The organism is Halomarina halobia, from assembly GCF_029338575.1.
GTDB lineage: Archaea > Halobacteriota > Halobacteria > Halobacteriales > Haloarculaceae > Halomarina > Halomarina halobia.
Window position 1 is genome coordinate 388,107 of sequence record NZ_CP119992.1, and the last position, 16,566, is coordinate 404,672.

17 protein-coding genes are annotated in these 16,566 nt (G+C 71.0%); 4 read left to right on the forward strand and 13 right to left on the reverse strand.

Annotation, left to right across the window (positions count from 1 at the left end; all coding sequences use genetic code 11):
* Positions 1–49: 49 nt before the first annotated feature.
* Positions 50–1,582, reverse strand: a complete 1,533-nt coding sequence (locus tag P1K31_RS02090; protein ID WP_276304621.1) for a sodium:solute symporter family protein — start codon at positions 1,580–1,582, stop codon at positions 50–52.
* A 1-nt stretch (position 1,583) separates the two neighbouring features.
* Entirely contained in the window at positions 1,584–1,886 is a 303-nt protein-coding gene (locus P1K31_RS02095) for a hypothetical protein (RefSeq protein WP_276304622.1), read from the reverse strand.
* A gap of 189 nt (positions 1,887–2,075) precedes the next feature.
* On the opposite strand from P1K31_RS02095, the gene P1K31_RS02100 reads away from it, so the two are divergent.
* The 4 genes from P1K31_RS02100 to P1K31_RS02115 all read left to right on the forward strand — a co-directional run bounded on the left by P1K31_RS02100 (position 2,076) and on the right by P1K31_RS02115 (position 7,281).
* On the forward strand, positions 2,076–4,850 hold the full coding sequence (locus tag P1K31_RS02100) for an AAA domain-containing protein (RefSeq protein WP_276304623.1): 2,775 nt from the start codon (positions 2,076–2,078) through the stop codon (positions 4,848–4,850).
* 43 nt (positions 4,851–4,893) lie between these two features.
* Positions 4,894–5,409: a DUF6789 family protein gene (locus tag P1K31_RS02105; protein ID WP_276304624.1), complete on the forward strand. Its 516-nt coding sequence runs from the start codon at positions 4,894–4,896 to the stop codon at positions 5,407–5,409.
* A gap of 149 nt (positions 5,410–5,558) precedes the next feature.
* Positions 5,559–5,939, forward strand: coding sequence for a tautomerase family protein (locus P1K31_RS02110; RefSeq protein ID WP_276304625.1), 381 nt, complete (start codon positions 5,559–5,561; stop codon positions 5,937–5,939).
* A 139-nt stretch (positions 5,940–6,078) separates the two neighbouring features.
* Positions 6,079–7,281, forward strand: a complete 1,203-nt coding sequence (locus P1K31_RS02115) for an MFS transporter (RefSeq protein ID WP_276304626.1) — start codon at positions 6,079–6,081, stop codon at positions 7,279–7,281.
* Positions 7,282–7,404: 123 nt separating this feature from the next.
* On the opposite strand, the gene P1K31_RS02120 is transcribed toward P1K31_RS02115, so the two are convergent.
* The 11 genes from P1K31_RS02120 to cbiT are packed head-to-tail and all read right to left on the reverse strand — an operon-like array spanning position 7,405 to position 16,480.
* A complete protein-coding gene (locus P1K31_RS02120; RefSeq protein ID WP_276304627.1) occupies positions 7,405–8,637 on the reverse strand; it encodes an outer membrane protein assembly factor BamB family protein in 1,233 nt (410 codons plus the stop codon).
* A gap of 2 nt (positions 8,638–8,639) precedes the next feature.
* Positions 8,640–9,008: a DUF3209 family protein gene (locus tag P1K31_RS02125; protein WP_276304628.1), complete on the reverse strand. Its 369-nt coding sequence runs from the start codon at positions 9,006–9,008 to the stop codon at positions 8,640–8,642.
* 52 nt (positions 9,009–9,060) lie between these two features.
* On the reverse strand, positions 9,061–10,278 hold the full coding sequence (locus P1K31_RS02130) for a CbiX/SirB N-terminal domain-containing protein (protein WP_276304629.1): 1,218 nt from the start codon (positions 10,276–10,278) through the stop codon (positions 9,061–9,063).
* 5 nt (positions 10,279–10,283) lie between these two features.
* Positions 10,284–10,946, reverse strand: coding sequence for a cobalamin biosynthesis protein (locus P1K31_RS02135; RefSeq protein WP_276304630.1), 663 nt, complete (start codon positions 10,944–10,946; stop codon positions 10,284–10,286).
* On the reverse strand, positions 10,943–11,209 hold the full coding sequence (locus P1K31_RS02140; RefSeq protein ID WP_276304631.1) for a ferredoxin: 267 nt from the start codon (positions 11,207–11,209) through the stop codon (positions 10,943–10,945). Before P1K31_RS02140 ends, P1K31_RS02135 begins: the two co-directional genes overlap by 4 nt.
* A 22-nt stretch (positions 11,210–11,231) precedes the next feature.
* Positions 11,232–12,203, reverse strand: coding sequence for a precorrin-3B C(17)-methyltransferase (gene cobJ / locus P1K31_RS02145; RefSeq protein ID WP_276304632.1), 972 nt, complete (start codon positions 12,201–12,203; stop codon positions 11,232–11,234).
* Between the two features lie 2 nt (positions 12,204–12,205).
* The gene (locus P1K31_RS02150; protein ID WP_276304633.1) at positions 12,206–13,084 is read right to left on the reverse strand and encodes a precorrin-3B C(17)-methyltransferase; all 879 of its coding nucleotides are present in this window, start codon (positions 13,082–13,084) and stop codon (positions 12,206–12,208) included.
* Entirely contained in the window at positions 13,081–14,046 is a 966-nt protein-coding gene (gene cbiG / locus P1K31_RS02155; protein ID WP_276304634.1) for a cobalt-precorrin 5A hydrolase, read from the reverse strand. Before cbiG ends, P1K31_RS02150 begins: the two co-directional genes overlap by 4 nt.
* A 3-nt stretch (positions 14,047–14,049) precedes the next feature.
* Positions 14,050–14,964 (reverse strand): cobalt-precorrin-4/precorrin-4 C(11)-methyltransferase, encoded by a 915-nt coding sequence (locus P1K31_RS02160; RefSeq protein ID WP_276304635.1) that lies wholly within the window; start codon positions 14,962–14,964, stop codon positions 14,050–14,052.
* A complete protein-coding gene (locus tag P1K31_RS02165; protein WP_276304636.1) occupies positions 14,961–15,851 on the reverse strand; it encodes a cobalt-factor II C(20)-methyltransferase in 891 nt (296 codons plus the stop codon). Before P1K31_RS02165 ends, P1K31_RS02160 begins: the two co-directional genes overlap by 4 nt.
* Positions 15,848–16,480, reverse strand: a complete 633-nt coding sequence (gene cbiT / locus P1K31_RS02170) for a precorrin-6Y C5,15-methyltransferase (decarboxylating) subunit CbiT (RefSeq protein ID WP_276304637.1) — start codon at positions 16,478–16,480, stop codon at positions 15,848–15,850. The genes P1K31_RS02165 and cbiT overlap by 4 nt, the downstream gene beginning before the upstream one ends.
* Positions 16,481–16,566 lie beyond the last annotated feature (86 nt).

Sequence of the window (16,566 nt, forward strand, 5' to 3'; positions counted from 1 at the left end):
CGCCCGTGTCTTCGGCGGTCGGGGCATCGCCCGCGCGTCGCCCGCCGACTCAGTCGTCGCCCGGAACCGCGTCGCCCGACGAGGGGGTCGGCGCGTCCCGCCGCGCGTGGTCGGGACGGGACTCGACGACGAACTTCCGGGCGTGCTCCGGGTCGTCGACGGTCGTGACGAGGCTGACGGCGACGAACAGCGCGGTCGTGACGAACAGCCCCCACAGCCCCGCGTGGACGCCGTACGGCGACGGGAGGACGAACGTGTAGAGGACGGTGACGGCGCTCCCGGCGACGAGCCCCGCGATCGCTCCCTCCCTCGTGGCGCGCGGCCAGAAGAACACGCCGAAGATCAGCGGGAGGAACTGGATGACAGCGCCGTACGCGCCGGCGAGCAGGTCCACGATGTCCATCGTGCTGACGACCGCGAAGTAGTAGGAGACGGCGACGACGCCGACGACCGCCACCTGCGTGAGTTGCGTCTGCCGACGGTCGCTCACGTCGGGGTCGACGACGCGGCGATAGAAGTCGCGCGTGAAGACGCTCGCGGCGGCGTGGACGATCGAGTCGGCGCTGCTCATCGCGGCGGCGAGGCCGCCCGCGAACAGGAAGCCGACGATCCACGGGTTCAGCCCGAGGTTCGTCACCATGTAGGGGAGGATGTTGTCCGCCGGCTCGACGCCCGGTGCGTAGAGGACGCCCGCGAACCCGATGAGCAGGATGGGCACCATGATGAGCCCGAACGTCGGGTAGAACGCGATGGTCTTCTTCAGCGTGCGCTCGGAGTCGGCGGTGTACGCCCGCATGAACAGGTGGGGCCACATGACGAACCCGAGCACCGACACGACGACCGTACTCGAGTAGGTGAGCATCGGCATGCCGGTCGCCTCGCCGCCGATGACGAGGAACTCGGACTTCCGGGCCGCGATCGACTCGAACATCGGGCCGATGCCGCCGTAGAGCTCGAAGGGGAGATAGAGGCCGAGCCCCCACGCGAGCACGAGCATCATCACGCCCTGGAGGACGTTCGACCAGCCGACGCCCATCATCCCGCTCGCGAGGACGTAGGCGACGATGACGAGAAACGGGATGAGCGCCGCCGCCCAGAAGGGAAGCATCCCGCCGCTGGCCTCGCTCAGGATGTACCCCACGCCCTTCATCTGGAGGACGGTGTAGGGGATGAACGCCCCGATGCTGGCGACGGCCATCAGCGCCGAGAGGGTCGGACTCCGGTACCGGTCGGCGACGAGCTCCGCCTGCGTGACGTACCCGAACTTCCGGCCCAGCCTGGCGGCCTTCGGGCCGAACAGGTACCAGAGGACCATCCCGAAGCCGGTGTAGGCGAGCACGTAGTAGGCGGCGGCCCCTTGGCTGTAGGCCTCACCCGGTCCGCCGAGGAACGCGAACGCGCTCATGATCGACGCGCCCATGATGAAGTAGAGCACCACGAGACCGATGCCGCGGTTGCCCGCGATGAACCCCTCGGTGGTCGTCTGCTCGGCCGATCCGCGGCCGGCGAGACCGACGACGAGCGCGACGACCAGGTACGCGATCGGCACGCCGAGGACGATCAGTTGCCCGGTCGTCGCCATCTCAGTTCAGGAAGCTGCCGTACTCGAAGCGGTACAGCAGCACGGTGTTCGCGAAGACGACGAGCAGCGAGAAGGCCGTCCAGAAGAGGACGAACGGCATCCCGAGGACGTACGGCTCGACGGTGTTGAACGGGACGACGCCCGGCCAGACGACGAGCGAGAGGCCGACGACGTACACCAGCGCGTGGAGCAGGTACCGCGTCCGCTCCCGTCCCGAGGTCCGCGCCGCGAAGAGATCGAGTCCGAACCCCGATCCCGCCGTCTCGACGGCTTCCCCTGACTGCCGCTGTTCTCCCTGAGCCATGGATACCCCCACCATGCCATGACGTACTCGTAAACGGACGCCTCCCGACAACGATTGCCTATTCCATTCGTGATTAACTTTCGCGAAATAATTGACGAGTCGGTGACGTGACTCGGTAGCGACGGGTTCTGCGCGCCGGGAACGTAGCCGACCGACAACCTCTTTCTCCCGGAGGTATCGGTTCCGGTCGTGACGCTGCGTGGCCCCGTCGTCGAGGTGAACGACCCGCGAACCGTCGAGACGCGCTACGGCGAGCGCGAACTGGCCGAGGTGCGCCTCCGCCCCGACGGGGGAGCCGCCGCCCCCGCGACGGTGACGCTGTGGGGCAAGTGGGCCGAGACCGCCGAGGTGCTCGACCCGGGGATGGAGCTGCTCGTGACCGATCCCGAGGAACGCGAGTGGAACGGCGAGACGACGTACGGCACGTCGAAGGGGTCGCTCGTCGTCGTCGAGCCGGACTTCCTAGTGGACGTGACCGACGTCCGCTCGTGGGTGCAGTGCCCGCGGATGTACTACCTGAACAAGCTCTCGGGGGTCCCGCTGAACTACCCCGTGGTGATGGGGACGCTCGTCCACGAGGTGTTCGGCGACCTGCTCCGCGGGCGGGACCTCGAGGCGGCCATCGACGACCACGTGGCCGACGCGGGGCTCGAACTCGGCCTGCTCGGACGCGACCGCGAGGAGGTGACCGACGACGTGCGCCGCAACGCCCGCGCCATCGAGGGGTGGCTCAGCCAGGGGCGGCTCGGCGGCGACGGCGGAGACGACGGGGCCTCGATCGACGACCCATCCGGCGACGACTCGAATCGGGACTTCGGTCCCGAGCGGAGCGAGTGGCGCTCCGAGCAGACGCTCGTCGGCGAGCGGGTGGGCATCAAGGGCCGCGCCGACGCGGTCCGCCGCGGCGTCCCCGTCGAGCTGAAGACCGGAAAGAACCTCCGGAAGGAGCCGCGCTTCCAGGACAAGGTGCAGGCGGCCTGCTACGCCCTCCTGCTGGCCGAGCGGGACCGCGCGGCGGGAACCGCGACCGCGTCCGACGGCGGGCGCGCGCTGCCCGACACCGGCACCCTCCTCTACACGAAGAACAGCGCACTCGACCGCAACGAGGAGACCGGCGACCTGACGCCGGCGAAGGACTTCTCCATCGGCTCCGGCCTCGTGAACTACGTCCTCCGCCAGCGCAACGCCATCGCCGCGACGGAGGCGCGGGGGGACGTGCCGACGGGCTACGAGGCCGACGCGAAGTGCGAGTACTGCTTCGAGCGGGACACCTGCATGGTCGTCTCCGGACGGCTCGACCAGGAGTCGAAGGCGGGGAGCGTCGGCCGCGCCGTCCCCGAGGAGGAGCGCGAGTACTTCGATCGCCTCTACCGGGCCATCGAGGAGGAGCGACGGGAGGTCCACCGCGAGTACGCGAAGCTGTGGGAGCAGACGGCGGCGGAGCGCGCCGACGACGACCGGGCGCTCGTGGACCTCGAACCCGTCGGAAATCGGCAGCGAGACGACGGCCGGTGGGAGCTGCGCGCGGCGGGGACCGACGCCGTCTCCAAGATCCGCGAGGGCGACGTGGTGCTCGCGAGCGACGGCCACCCCACCCGGGGGACGGCCGAACTCGCCCGCGTCGAGCGGCTCTCGCCGGAGGTGGTCGTCACGACCGACGAGCCCGTGGAGCTTCGCCGCCTCGACGTCTACCCCTCCGAGCTCTCCGTCGACCGGATGCTCACCGCGCTGCACGACGCCGTCCTGAAGGGGTCGACCGAGCGCAAGGACGTACTGTTCGGACGGCGCGCACCCCGGTTCTCGGAGACGGACGGGACGTTCATCGACAACAACGACGCCCAGGACCGGGCGGTTCGACTCGCGGTCACCGCCGAGGACTGCGCGCTGATCCAGGGGCCGCCGGGGACGGGGAAGACCTACACGCTCGCACGGACGGTCCGGGCGCTGGTCGAGCGGGGCGAGCGCGTCCTGCTGTCGGCGTTCACGAACCGCGCGGTGGACAACGCGCTCGAGGCGTTACGAGAACAGGGCTTCGACGACTTCGTCCGGATCGGCACCGAGACGGGGATCCGCGAGGACGTGCTCGACCACCGGCTCGACCCGCGCGGCGACCCCGGCGAGCGGGTGCGCGAACTTCGCTCCGCGCCGGTCGTCGCCGCCACCACCGCCTCCTGTGGCTCCCGGATCCTCCGGGAGTGTTCGTTCGACGCGGCCGTGATCGACGAGGCGGGACAGCTCACCGAGCCCGCGACGCTCGCGGCCGTGAACCTCGCCGACCGGTTCGTCCTCGTCGGGGACCACCAGCAGCTACCGCCGGTGGTGCGCAGCGAGAACGCGCTGCGCCGATCGCTGTTCGAGCGCCTCGTCGAGCGCTACCCCGAGGCGTCGGTGCTGCTCGACCGGCAGTACCGCATGAGCCAGCGCATCCAGTACTTCTCCTCGACCGCGTTCTACGACGGGAGGCTCAGGCCGGCGACGCCCGAGGTGGCGGGCCGACGCCTCGACGACCTCGACGGCGTGGACGCGGACGCCCTCCCGACCGAACTGCGCGACGCCGTGACGTTCGTCGATCCGGACGGGCGCGCGGCCGGGAACACGAACGCCGCGGAGGCAGCGCGCGTGCGGGAGGTGGTCGAGGCCTACCTGGCGGCGGGCGTCGCGCCGGGGGACGTGGGCGTCATCGCCCCCTTCCGGGCGCAGGTGGCCGAGATCGGGAGGCGCGTGCCGGCGGGCGTCGCGGTGGACACCGTAGACCGGTTCCAGGGGTCGGCGAAGGAGGTCGTCGTCGTCTCGTTCGTCGCCACGGGGAGCCTCGACGGGCCCATCTTCGAGGATCACCGGCGGGTGAACGTCGCGCTCACGCGGGCGAAGCGCGCGCTCTGCCTCGTCGGCGACGCCGCAGCGCTCGAGAGCGATCCCTTCTACGCCGACATGCTCGACTGGGCGCGCGGCCGGTCGTGTTAACGCGTGGCGCGGACTTTTGTCGCGCCGCGCCGTACGTGCTACCATGGCGCTCGACGACACCGAGGAGACGACGCTCGCCGATACGAGCGAGCCGACGGACGAACTGGTGGGCGCTATCGTCGACGGGATCATCGGGGCCGCGGGGGGGTTCGTCGGTACGGCGCTCATGACCGTCGTCCTGCTCGTCGCCCAGGGAGTGGGTGCCTTCGACACGGCGTCCTTCGCCGACATTGCCCGCCTGATCAACCTGCAGGCGGTCCTCGACCCAGGGCTGCTGGTGGCCGTGGGCTACCTCATCTTCCTCGCCGGGGGGATGACGGCGTGGCCGCTGCTGTACGCCTCGGTCGAGCGGTACCTCCCCGGGAAGACGATGGCGCGCCGCGGCGTCTCGTTCGGCACGGTGCTGTGGACCGGGTTCGTCCTCGCGTTCTACACGGGCCAGACCGGGGACGCGCTCTACCTCTACGCGGGGCTCACGCTCGTCGCCCACTGGGCGTACGGCTTCGGCCTCGGCCTGGTGTTCACCTACTTCAGCACCCGCCCCGACACCCTCGTGTGACGGACTTCGATCTCCCCCTGGGGACCGGCCGCGTCCGCGTCTCGGTTGACGCGTCGCGGTTCGTCGACGCGCCGGCACGGGCGTGAGCTGGCGCCCGCTCGACACCCCGACCACCCGTATTGACGGGCGCGCGGTCCGTACGCGGATCCATGCCGCTGTTACAGTTTGATACGACCGTCGCGGCGACCGACGACGAGCGGTCGGCGTTCGCCGCGGCGGTGACTGACCGCTACGCCGATCGGATGGAGACGACGACGGGCCACGTCGCCGTCGTGATCCGCGAGCACCCCCCGGCGAACCTCTCGCTGGGGCGGAGCGAGGGCGGCCCCCTCCTCTTCCTGAGCGCGGACGTGCGCGAGGGGCGCTCCCCCGAGCAGCGCCGCGAGTTCGCGCTGTCGGTCATGGAACTGGCCGCCGAGCGCCTCTCGATCCCGGAGGCGAACGTGAAGGTGGTCTTCACCGAGCACGCCGGCGAGGAGATGATGGGAGTGGATCGCGTCGGAGACGATTGGTCGCCGGAGGAGGGCTGATCGCGGCCGGCGGAGCGACCCCGCGCGTCGAGGAGTGCGACGACCCGTCCGCCCGTGTGCGGGTGGGCCGTGGTTCCGAGACCAGTTCCCCGCGTGGACGAACCGAAAGACCCGAGGCGACTCGAACGACCCGTCCGGTATGCGCGAGGACGTCCCGCTCCGATCGTACCTGCTGGTCGCACTGGGCGGGTTCGCCTACTGCTGTCTCACGTTCGTCTGGTTCTCGTTGCCGGCCTTCCTCGCGCCCGTGAGCGACGCGCTGGGGTTGTCCGGCACCGAGGCGGGGGTGCTCGTCGGTGCGATACCGCTCACGTACGTCCCCCTGTCGCTCGCGAGCGGGCTCGTCGTCGATCGGATCGGGCCGTTTCGCGCCATCGGCGCGGGGACGGTCCTGTTCGGCATCGCACAGATCCTCCGGGGGATCGCGCAGGGATTCCCGTCGATGCTCGCGCTCACCGTACTGCTGGGCGTGGGCGCGACCGCGATCACCTTCGGCCTGCCGAAGCTCGTCTCGGAGCTGTTTCCGGCAGAGCGCGTGGGGACGCTCTCGACCGTGTACCTGCTCGGTTCGTACGCCGGAACCGCCGCCGCGTACGGGATCGGCCGGCCCGTGCTGGGACCGGCGCTCGGGGGGTGGCGACCGCTGTTCGTCGCGAGCGGCGTCGCCGTCCTCGCGTTCGCGCTCTGCTGGGTGGCCGTCTCGCGGGCGTTCTCCGCGCCCCGGTACGGGGACGACGAGCCGCCGTCGTCCGTTCGCCGGGACCTGCGGCGGGTGTTCGCCCACCGCGAACTCCGCCTGCTGGTCGTCGTCGGCTCGGCGTACCTGTTCGTCACGCACGGTCTCCAGGGGTGGCTCCCGGCGGTCCTCGAGTCCCGGGGGATCGCGCCGGCCGTCGCGGCGGCGGTCGCGTCGGGGTTCGTCCTCGCCCGCGTGGCCGGCACGCTGACCGTGCCGCCGCTCTCCGACGCGCTCGGTCGACGACGCGCCCCTGTCGTCGGCTGTGGGGTGCTCGCCGCCGTCGGCGCGGCGGGACTCCTGGCGGCTGACGCGGGCGTGCCGGCCGCGTCGCTCGCCGTGGCGGCGTGTGGCCTGGGTATCGGCGGCGTCGCGCCGCTGATACGCGCGCTCCCGACGGAGATGGAGGGGATCGGGCCGCGCCTGACCGCCACCGCCGTCGGCCTGGTGTTCGCCGTCGGGGAGGTGGGCGGGTTCCTCGGTCCCCTGTCGGTCGGCGTGGCCCGCGATCTGACCGGCGGGTTCGGCCCCGGCGTGGCCGGCCTCGCCGTCGCGGGGGCGGTGATGGCGCTCGCCGGTCTGAGGCTGTCCGATCCCGCCCGTTGATCGTCGACGGTTGATCGTCGACGGTCGACCGCCGGCACGCGCCGTGAGAGCGCCCCGGACGGCAGGCCGTCAGACGGGGGTCGACGCCTCGGCTCGCCCCCGGCGCAACGGCGATCGCCGCGGCTAGCCCTGGAGCGCCCCCGCGAGGAGGGCGTACTCGCCCCGGACCGTCCCCTCGTCGTGGTACTCGACCGGTTCCTGGATCGCCGCGACGAGGTCACCGTCGACGTCGGCCGCGGTGGCGATCCCGTCGAGGTGCTCGACGCCGCCGTCGCCGCTCGCGAGGTCGAACCACCGCAGCGCGTGGGTCGCCGGATCGCGGGTCCGGAAGTTCTGCGCGACGGGCACGACGAGACGGTCGCCGTCGGCCGCCAGTTCGTGGGCGAACCCACCGAGGATCGCGCTCCACAGCGTCCTCCCCTCGGTATCGAACGTGACGATCCGGTGTTCGTTCGGGTGGCGGCCGTCGGTCTCTCGACCCTCCTCGGCGTACGTATTGCCCGTCACGAACGTCACGCGTCCCTCGGTGGCGTGCGCGTGGTTCGGATACGCGTACAGCGTCTCCGCGCCGACTTCGGTTTCGGTCGCGAGATCCGCGCGCCACAGCTCGGAACCGTCGGCTCCGAGCAGGTATCCTCGCTTGTCGCCGTGACTCGAAACCGCCAGACACTCCTCGCCGAACGAAACGTCGCCGACGCGTCGATCACCCGCCGTCCCGGGGTCCCACGTCCACTCGACGCGACCGGACTCGGCGTCGAGGATCACCAGTCCGTCGTCGTGGTCGCCCGCGCACCGGTTGTAACCGACCGCGAGTCTGTCCCCTCGGTCGTCGAGGTCGACGCTGATCGGCGAGGCGTCCGTCGAATAGCGCCACCGGACGGTCCCGTCGCGATCGAACGCGTAGACAGCGCTGTCCCAGCGACGTGCGTCGCGATCGCGCTCGTATCGTCTGGCGGCGGCGAACGACCGGTCGCCGTCCGCGACGACGTCGACGACGTACGGACGACAGAAGACGCTCTCGGCGGACGGTTCGCCGACGTCGGTCGCAGTCGCGTAGGACCACCGCTCGTCGCCGGTATCGGGGTCGTAGGACGCGATCCGTCCCGACGGGCCGCGTCCGCCGACGACTATCGATCCGTCGGTGGCGGCCAGCGTCACCGCGCTGTCGACGTGATCGAACTCCCACTCGATGTCGATCGATTCCCGATCGAGGGCGGTGACTCCACCGTTCCATCGCCCGACGACGACGAGATCGTCGCCGACGAGGACGCCCGACCGGGTCCACAGGTGACGGCTCCGCGCGCTGTCTATCTCGCCGAGACGGACGGTCTCGAACGAGGGCACCGCGTGCGCCATAGTCAGTCCACCGGGAATGTCTCGTGGAGCAGATCGTGGGCGTCCGCCAGGCCGGCGCAGACGCTCTCCCCCTGGGAGGCCAATCGGCGCACGGAGCGTTCGGCGTCCCGCATGGCGAGCAGCCGTCCGCGGAGGTAGTCGTATTCGGGGTCGTCCTCGTCGGTCGTCGCGACCTCGCCTTCGAGGTCGACGAGCGCCGCGTCGAGGTGGCGTTCGATCGCGGATAGGTCCTCCGCGTTCGCCAGCGCTTCGATCGGCCCGTCGAGGTGTCCATCGAGTTCCCGCTCCGCGTGTTCGCGGGCGGATCGATCCCCGGTGCCGAGGACGTTCATCAGTCCGAGTCGGAGTGCTTCGAGTTCGTAACAGCTCATGGTCGTTGGGTGAGTGTTGTGCGTTCGTTCGAGGGTCGGTACCGCTCGCGTCTCACAGTACCTGATCGACGAGGTCGCTGACGATTCGGTCGCGGTCGAGGTGCGACGAGGCGATGCGCTCGGCGTCGGGGGGTCCGACGCCGCCGTACCAGACGCCGTCCGGGTAGACGGCGACCATCGGACCGTCGCCGCAGCGTCCGAGACACGAGGTGCGCGTGATTCGCGCCTCGCAGTGCTCGGAGTCGCGGGCGGCCTGCCGCAGTCGCTCCAGAACCGCCGGCGCGCCGTCCGCCGCGCACGTCCGATTCGTGCAGACCGCGACGTGCCGCTCCGGCGCGTCGTGAGCGTGCGGCTCGTCGTCGACGTCGTCCCGGTCGGCGTGGGCCTCCCGGTGGGCGAGGGCGCGGAGCATCGCCCGGGCCCCCCCGACGTCCTCCTCGTAGCCCGTCAGGTCGACCTTGTACTTGCAGGTGTCACAGGACATCTCGACGCTGTCCGTCCGCGCCTCCTGCCAGCGATCGGCGAACACGTCGAGCAGCCGCGAGTCCGTCCCGAGGGGATCGCCCGCCGCCGCGGCGACGTACGGATACTCCCCGTCGAACTCGGCGGTCCGGTCGCGCACCCGCTCCGTGAGAACGCCGTCGCCGAGCATGTACGGCAGTACGACGATCGCGTCCGGCCGGTGTTTGGCGAGGCCGTGCAGGGTCTCCTCGAGTCGGGGGTCGGTGACGCCGACGAACGACGACTCGACGCGGGAGAAGGACCGCCCCTCGTAGCAGAGCCGCGCGAGTTTGTGGACGTCGCCGTTGGCGTCGGGGTCGCTCGACCCGCGGGCGCAGAGCACGAGTGCGACGTCGTCGGTCCCGCGGTCGACGTCGAGATCGCGCTCTACAGCCGCGGCTCGAGCGTCGAGCAGGTCGAGGATCGCGGGGTGGATGCCCAGGTGCGCGCCGTTGTCGATCGCGACGTCGTGTCTCGCTCGGGCCCGCTCGACGGCCAGCGGAACGTCGTTCTTGACGTGACTCGCCGCGAACAGCGAACAGTGGACGACGGTCAGTGCGGAGACGGCCGGCGCGAGCCCGGCGACCGCCTCCCCGATCGTCGGCTCCGCGAGTTCGAGGAAGGCGGCGTCGGTCGGGATCCCGAGACGGGATTCCAGGCCCGCCGCGAGATCGCGGACCTGTTCGTTCGACTTCTCGCGGCGGGAACCGTGACCGACGAGCAGGATCGCCTCGTCGTCGAACGCCGGGGCCTCGTCGGGTCTGCTCATCTCACTCAGCGGTACGCCTCGGCCCGTTCGATGCTACGCTCGAGCTTCCGCCGTCGGCTCGGCGCGTACAGATCGGTCCCCTCGCAGTCCCCGTAGATCCAGGAACCGAACTCGGGTGCGGCCCCGTCGTCGACGCCGAACCAGTATCCGCCGGAGGACGTCTCCGACAGATCACCCGTCGGCGCGTCCGCCGGACAGTCGGCGACGAGTTCGCGCACGAGGTCGAGCAGGTTCCGGTCGTCGTGGACGAACGAGATCCCGACCGTCCCGCTCGAGGACTTGAAACAGACCGTGCCACACCCCTCGAGGAGCCCGCGGAGGAGTTCCCGGTCGTACGCCCCGAACGCGGTGAAGCGGTACCGACCCCGTCCGTCGACCGGCAGGCCCAGGGAGCCGCTCCGACCGAAGAGGTCGTCCCGCGAGACGGTGACGGTGTACTCGTCCTCGGTGCGCGTGATCGAGGCGTCGTGGGCGTACTCGCGACTGGCCGTCCCGCGCGCGAGCGCGCCTCCGGCGATCGTCGCGAGCCGCTCGGCGGCGTGCTCGTCGTTCGCCCTCACCTCGAGTCGGTCGTCGGTCACCTCGCCGTCGCCGGCGACGCGACCCCAGAAGTATGCGGTCGCCGGGCGGCCGGCGAGGAGGTCCCCGCGGGCGGTCGGTCGGCTCACTCGGACACCTCCCGAACGGTGATCGCGTTCGTCGGGCAGGCGCGGGCGGCCTGCTCGGCCTCGCCGATGCGATCGTCGTCGAACGCGGCGACGATGCGCCCCCGCGATTCGACGACCTCGCCCTCGCAGTCGTAGACCGGGTCCGCGTCGGGATCGATCGTCGCCAGTCCGTCCGCCGCCTCCACGAACCGCGGGTCGCGGGTGAGACAGGCGAAGATGCCGTCGCAGGGGGCTTTCTCCAGGATGACTTCGTAGCGCGTCATGAGTTGTGTCTCCGGATCGTAGTCAGTAGTCGTACTTCGTCTCGTATCCGCGTGGCGTGACCATGCGGTCGTCCCAGACGTAGGTCTCGTCGTTCCCGACGAGGACGGTCGTCGTCATGTCGACGAGATCGGTCTCGCCGAGGTCTTCGAGCTCGCCGAGTTCGGTGACGAGGACCTCCTCGTCGTCCCGGCCGGCCCCGTGGACGATCCCGACCGGCGTGTCCGGACCGCGATGCGCGAGCAGGATCTCGCAGCACTTCTCGAAGTTCGACCGGCGCTTTCGGCTCCACGGGTTGTAGATGACGATCGTGAAGCGCTCCTTCGCCGCGGCGTGCAGCCGCGACTCGATCTCCGGCATCGGCACGAGGTGGTCCGACAGCGAGATCGAGACGGTGTCGTTCACCAGCGGCGCGCCCAGTCGCGCCGCGCACGACTGGGCCGCCGGAACGCCGGGGACGACCTCGAAATCGACCATCGAGGCGGTCGCGCCCTTCGACTCGAGGATCTCGAGCGCCAGCCCGGCGAGCGCGTAGACGTTCGGGTCGCCGCTGCCGACGATGGCGACGTCGTTGCCCGCGAGCGTCCGGTCTACGGCCTCCTCCGTGCGGGAGACCTCCCCGCACATCGGGGTGTCGTAGAGTTCGTCCGCGGCCTCGGTGATCTCGTCCGGCAACAGCTCGATGTAGGTCGTGTAGCCGACGACGTGATCGGCCTCGAGGAGCGCCGCCCTGGCGCGCTGGGTCATCCCCTCCGGGTGGCCGGGGCCGAGGCCGACCGCCGTGAGCGTCCCCGGGTCGGCGTCGAAGTCCTCGACCGTCGAGGCGACTCGCTCTCTCGTCTCGGCCCGCTTTCTCGACGCGCCGCACTTCGATTCACCCGTCGATCCGCTCGCGGCCCCGCCGCACGTCCCGGCGCTCGATTCGTCCTCGGTGCTACCCTTCGCGCCGCACTCGGACGTCGGTTCTGTCGTCTCGGTGTTCGGATCCGTACTCATGTTCAGAAGTCCTCCACGTCACGCCCGCCGCGCGGGGTGACCAGGTACTCTCGGAAGTCGTTGCGCCAGGTCGTCGTCTCGTGGTTGCCGATCACGAGCGAGGTCCCCATCCCCGACACCTCGTCGTCGTGGGCGGTCGCCTCGCCGAGCGTCGTGACGGTGTAACGCTCGCCGTTTCGGCCGGCGTCGGCGCGTCCCGCGTCGTTGACGATGGCCACGAGCGCGTCGTCGGTCCGCTCCTCGCGGACGATCTCGATCGCCCGCTCGTAGTTGCGCCAGCAATTGTACAGGACGACGACGAAGCCGCTGATCGCCGCCGCCCGCAGCTTCTCCTCGATCTCGTCCCAGCCGCGCCACTTGTCCGACAGCGAGACGGTGCAGAAGTCGTTACACAGCGGCGCGCCGACGTTCGCCGCGACGCCCAGCGCCGCGGTCAGGCCGGGGACGACCTCGATCGGCACGTCCGTCGCGCCCTCACGTTCGGCCATCGTGAACACGAGGTCCGACTTCCCGTAGACGCTCGGATCGCCGCCGGAGACGTGCGCCACGTCCTGACCGTCGCGGACGCGCTCGAACGCCTCGCGGGCGAGCTCGACCTGCCGTCCCATCGTCGACCGGACGATCTCCTGCTCGCGGCCGTCCTCGCGGACCGCCACGCCGCCGTCGGTCACCGCGTCCGCGGGCGGTAGGACGCCGTCCTCGCGCAGGAACGCCTGGTAGAGGTTCGAGGCGATCACGCAGTCGGCCGACTCGATGACCTCACGGGCCCGCCGGGTCGTGTGTGCGGGCAGGCCGGGGCCGATGCCGACGACGTAGAGCGTGCCGACCCCGTCGGGGGGTTCGACCGCGCGCCCGTCGTCCGCGGCGTCTCTCCCCGTCATCGGCCGATCGCCACCGTGACCTCGTTCTCGTACCCGATCTTCTCCACCACCAGTTCGTGTTCGCGGCCGCCGGCGATCGCCGACGCCTCCGAGACGCCGGGCCACCCGATGAGCCGCTTCGACTTCGAGGGCGTCGGTCCCTCGTACTCGAGCAGCGTCTCCCTGTCGAAGGTGACCACGCCGAGGCCGAGTTCGTCCGCCGCGGCGAGCAGCCCCTCCTCGTCGGCCTTCCGCGTGGCCGTGGCGACGAACTCCACGTCGTCGAACCCGTAGCCGGCCGCCGCGAGAGCGCGCTCCCACGCGGCGAGGAACGACTCCCTCGACGCGCCGGAGACGCTCCCGGTGCCGACGACGACGCCCTCTGCCTCGTTCCGCTTGAGGACGGTCACGTCGTCGCCGACGAGGACCGCCCGGGGGCCGTCCAGGCGGGCCACCGGGCCGAGTTCGTCGTCGAGGACCGCGAGGTTCGTCGCCACGGTCGAGTCGCCGTTGACGACGTGGGCGTCCATCGCCCTCGCGCGGGCCTCGACGCCCCGTTTGCCGGCCGCCTCCGAGGCGGTCGTCATCGCCGGGATGGCCCCCAGCGACGCCAGGTCCTTCGCCACCTGGTTCGCGCCGTGGTGGCCGCCGGTGATCGGGATCGCCCACGTCAGCTCCTCGTCGATCACGACGACGGCGGGGTCGTCCCACTTGTCGTCGAGCAGGGGTGCCGTCTTTCGCATGGCGATCCCGCTCGCCATGAGGCCGACGAAGCAGTCGTACGCCCCCCAGTGCTCCGCGAACACGTCCGTGTGGTACTCGATGACGTCGATGCGTTCGTAGCGACCTGCGAGCCCCGACCGGATCTCCTCGGCCGTCTCCAGTTTCCGCTCGAAGGAGACGATCGCGATCTCCTCGGCTACCTCGCCGTCGCTGTCGGGCGTCGCGCAGTGTCCGTCAGATTTCGTGTCGTCAGTACTCATGTATCAGTCGCTCCCCGCTCTCCCGTCCGCGTCCGAACCGCGATTCGCCCAGTCGCCGTAGAGGTACGAGCGCTCGTACCCCGCGCCGGTGACGGCCTCGCCGACGATCACGAGCGCCGAGGCGCGGTAGCCCGCCTCCTCGACGCGGTCGGCGATCGTGCCGATCGTCCCGACGAGGACGTCCTCGTCGGGCCAGGAGGCGTGGTAGACGACCGCCACCGGGATCTCCGGGTCGTGGCCGTCCTCGAGCAGTCGCTCCATCGTCTCGCGCACCGCGTGGGTGCCGAGGTAGATGCACGTCGTCACGTCGCCCATCCCGACGAAGTCGCTCACGTGGTCCGCCTCCTCGCTCAGGGTCTTCCCCCGCGGCCGGGTGAACGCCACGTGGTTCGCCACCTCGTTGAGCGTCAACTGCGTCCGGAGGGTGGCGCTCGCGGCGAACGCGGACGTCACGCCCGGCACGAAGTAGGCGGGGACGCCCTCGTGTTCGAGCGCGTCCATCTGCTCGAGCGCCGCGCCGTAGACGGCGGGGTCGCCGCTGTGCAGGCGGACGACGGCCTCGCCGCCCTCGTAGGCGTCGCACATCAGCGGGACGAGCTCCTCCAGGTCCTTGCCGATCGAGTTCACGAGGTCCGCGTCCGCGCAGTAGGCGTCGAGCACCTCGCTGTTGACCAGCGACCCGGCGTGGACGACGAGGTCGGCACCCTCGAGCAGCCGCCGGCCCGTCACGGTCAGGAGGCCCGGATCGCCGGGACCGGCCCCGACGAAGGGGATCCCCTCCTGCTCGTCGCCAGCGCTCAGCTCGGTGATCCGATCGTCGAGCGCCTCCCTGCGGCGCTCGCCCCGCGCGTCGATGGCGGCCTGCGGGTCGCTCCCGGTCTCCGCGCCGCCGCCCTCGTTCGGGTTCGGGTCGGTCACTCGTGTCCCCCGCAGTCGCCGGCCTCGCAACCCTCGGCTCGTTCGAGTTCGATCGTCTCGGGGTCGGCGCCGCCGTTGGCCCGCCGCCGCTCGGCCGCGTCGCCGGCGTCCGGAGCTGCTCCGGGGGATCCTCGTCCCCGCTCCGCGTCGGCTTCGTGACCACTCCCCACGTCGGTCGCCCGCTCGCTCCCGTCGTCGATCTCGTCCAGAAACGCCGCGGTGGCGGACTCGACCTCGAGGTCGCGCCGCTCGGCGTACGCGAGCGTGTAGTAGTCGCGGTCGGCGATCTCCCCCGGGTCGTCCGTCACGACCGTCTCGCCCTGCTCCATGAAGAGCCGCCGTCCGTACAGCACGTCGTAACCGGCCGCAATCAGCCCCTGGTGGGTGGCCGGCGCGTCGGTGACCTTGAACAGGATCATCCGGTCGGGTCCCGTCGGGCTGGCCCCACCAGCGGCCTCCCGCAGCGAGAGCCCCGCGCCGGCCTCGATCTCCACGCCCAGGGCGGTCGCGAACGCCGTCACGGCGCTCACGCCCGGAACGATCTCCAGGTCCACCTCGGGGTGGAACGCCTCGACGGTGCGTCGCAGGTGGCCGAACGTCGAGTAGACGTTCGGATCGCCGAGCGTGACGAACGCGACGTCGTCCGCGACCGCCCGCGGGGCGACCTCCTCGGCGGCCGCCCGCCAAGCCCGCCGGAGTTCGTCCTCGTCGCGCGTCATCGGGAAGTCGAGGTCGCCGATCGCGTCCTCCTCTACGTGCTCCAGCGCGACCGACCGCGAGAGCCGCCCCGGCGAGTAGACCACGTCCGCGGATTCGAGGATCCGCTTGCCGCGGACCGTCACCAGGTCGGCCTCGCCGGGACCCAGTCCGACGCCGTAGAGCGTCATCGCGGGTCCTCCGCGGGGCTGTCGACCCCACCCACGCGGTCGGCGTCCGGCTCCACGCCCCCGTCGGCGGCGACCGCTTCGTCGTCCGCGTTCGCGCCACCGACGAGCATGTAGACCGGGTTGTCCGACTCGAAGCTCGTCGCCCCCGCGAGTTCGTACCCGTGGCTCACCTGGAACTGGACGACCTCCGAGAGGAGGTCGCGCTCGCGGAAGGCCTCGACGGCCTCGGCGGCGACCTCGAGGCGCGAGACGTTCATCACGATCCGACCCACGCCGGTCGCCGCGGCGTGGTCGAGGACGGCATCGAAGTTTCGGCTGCCACCGAGGAACAGCGCGTCCGCGTCGTCCGGGAGTCCGTCCGGCGCCTCGGCGTGTCGGAGGTCGACCGCGGCCGTGGTGTCGTTCGCGGCGAGGTTCCGCTCGGTCACCGAGAGGCGGTCCGCCTTCCGCTCGAGGGCGGTGACCCGCCCCGCGCGCCGGGCCGCCTCGATGGTGACGGCCCCGGTGCAGGAACCCACCTCCGCGAAGTGGTCCCCGGGGGACAGAGAGAGCTTGCTCAGGAGGACCGCCCGCACCTCCGGTTTGGTGGGGCCGGCCCTCGCGTCGTACGGGAGCGCGGTGTCGGGCATCGAGCGTGGTGACTTACGCCACCCGTAAAACAATTTTGGTTGTTGTAAGAAAAGCGAACTTGGCAACCTTGGGTTGTAATAACGAA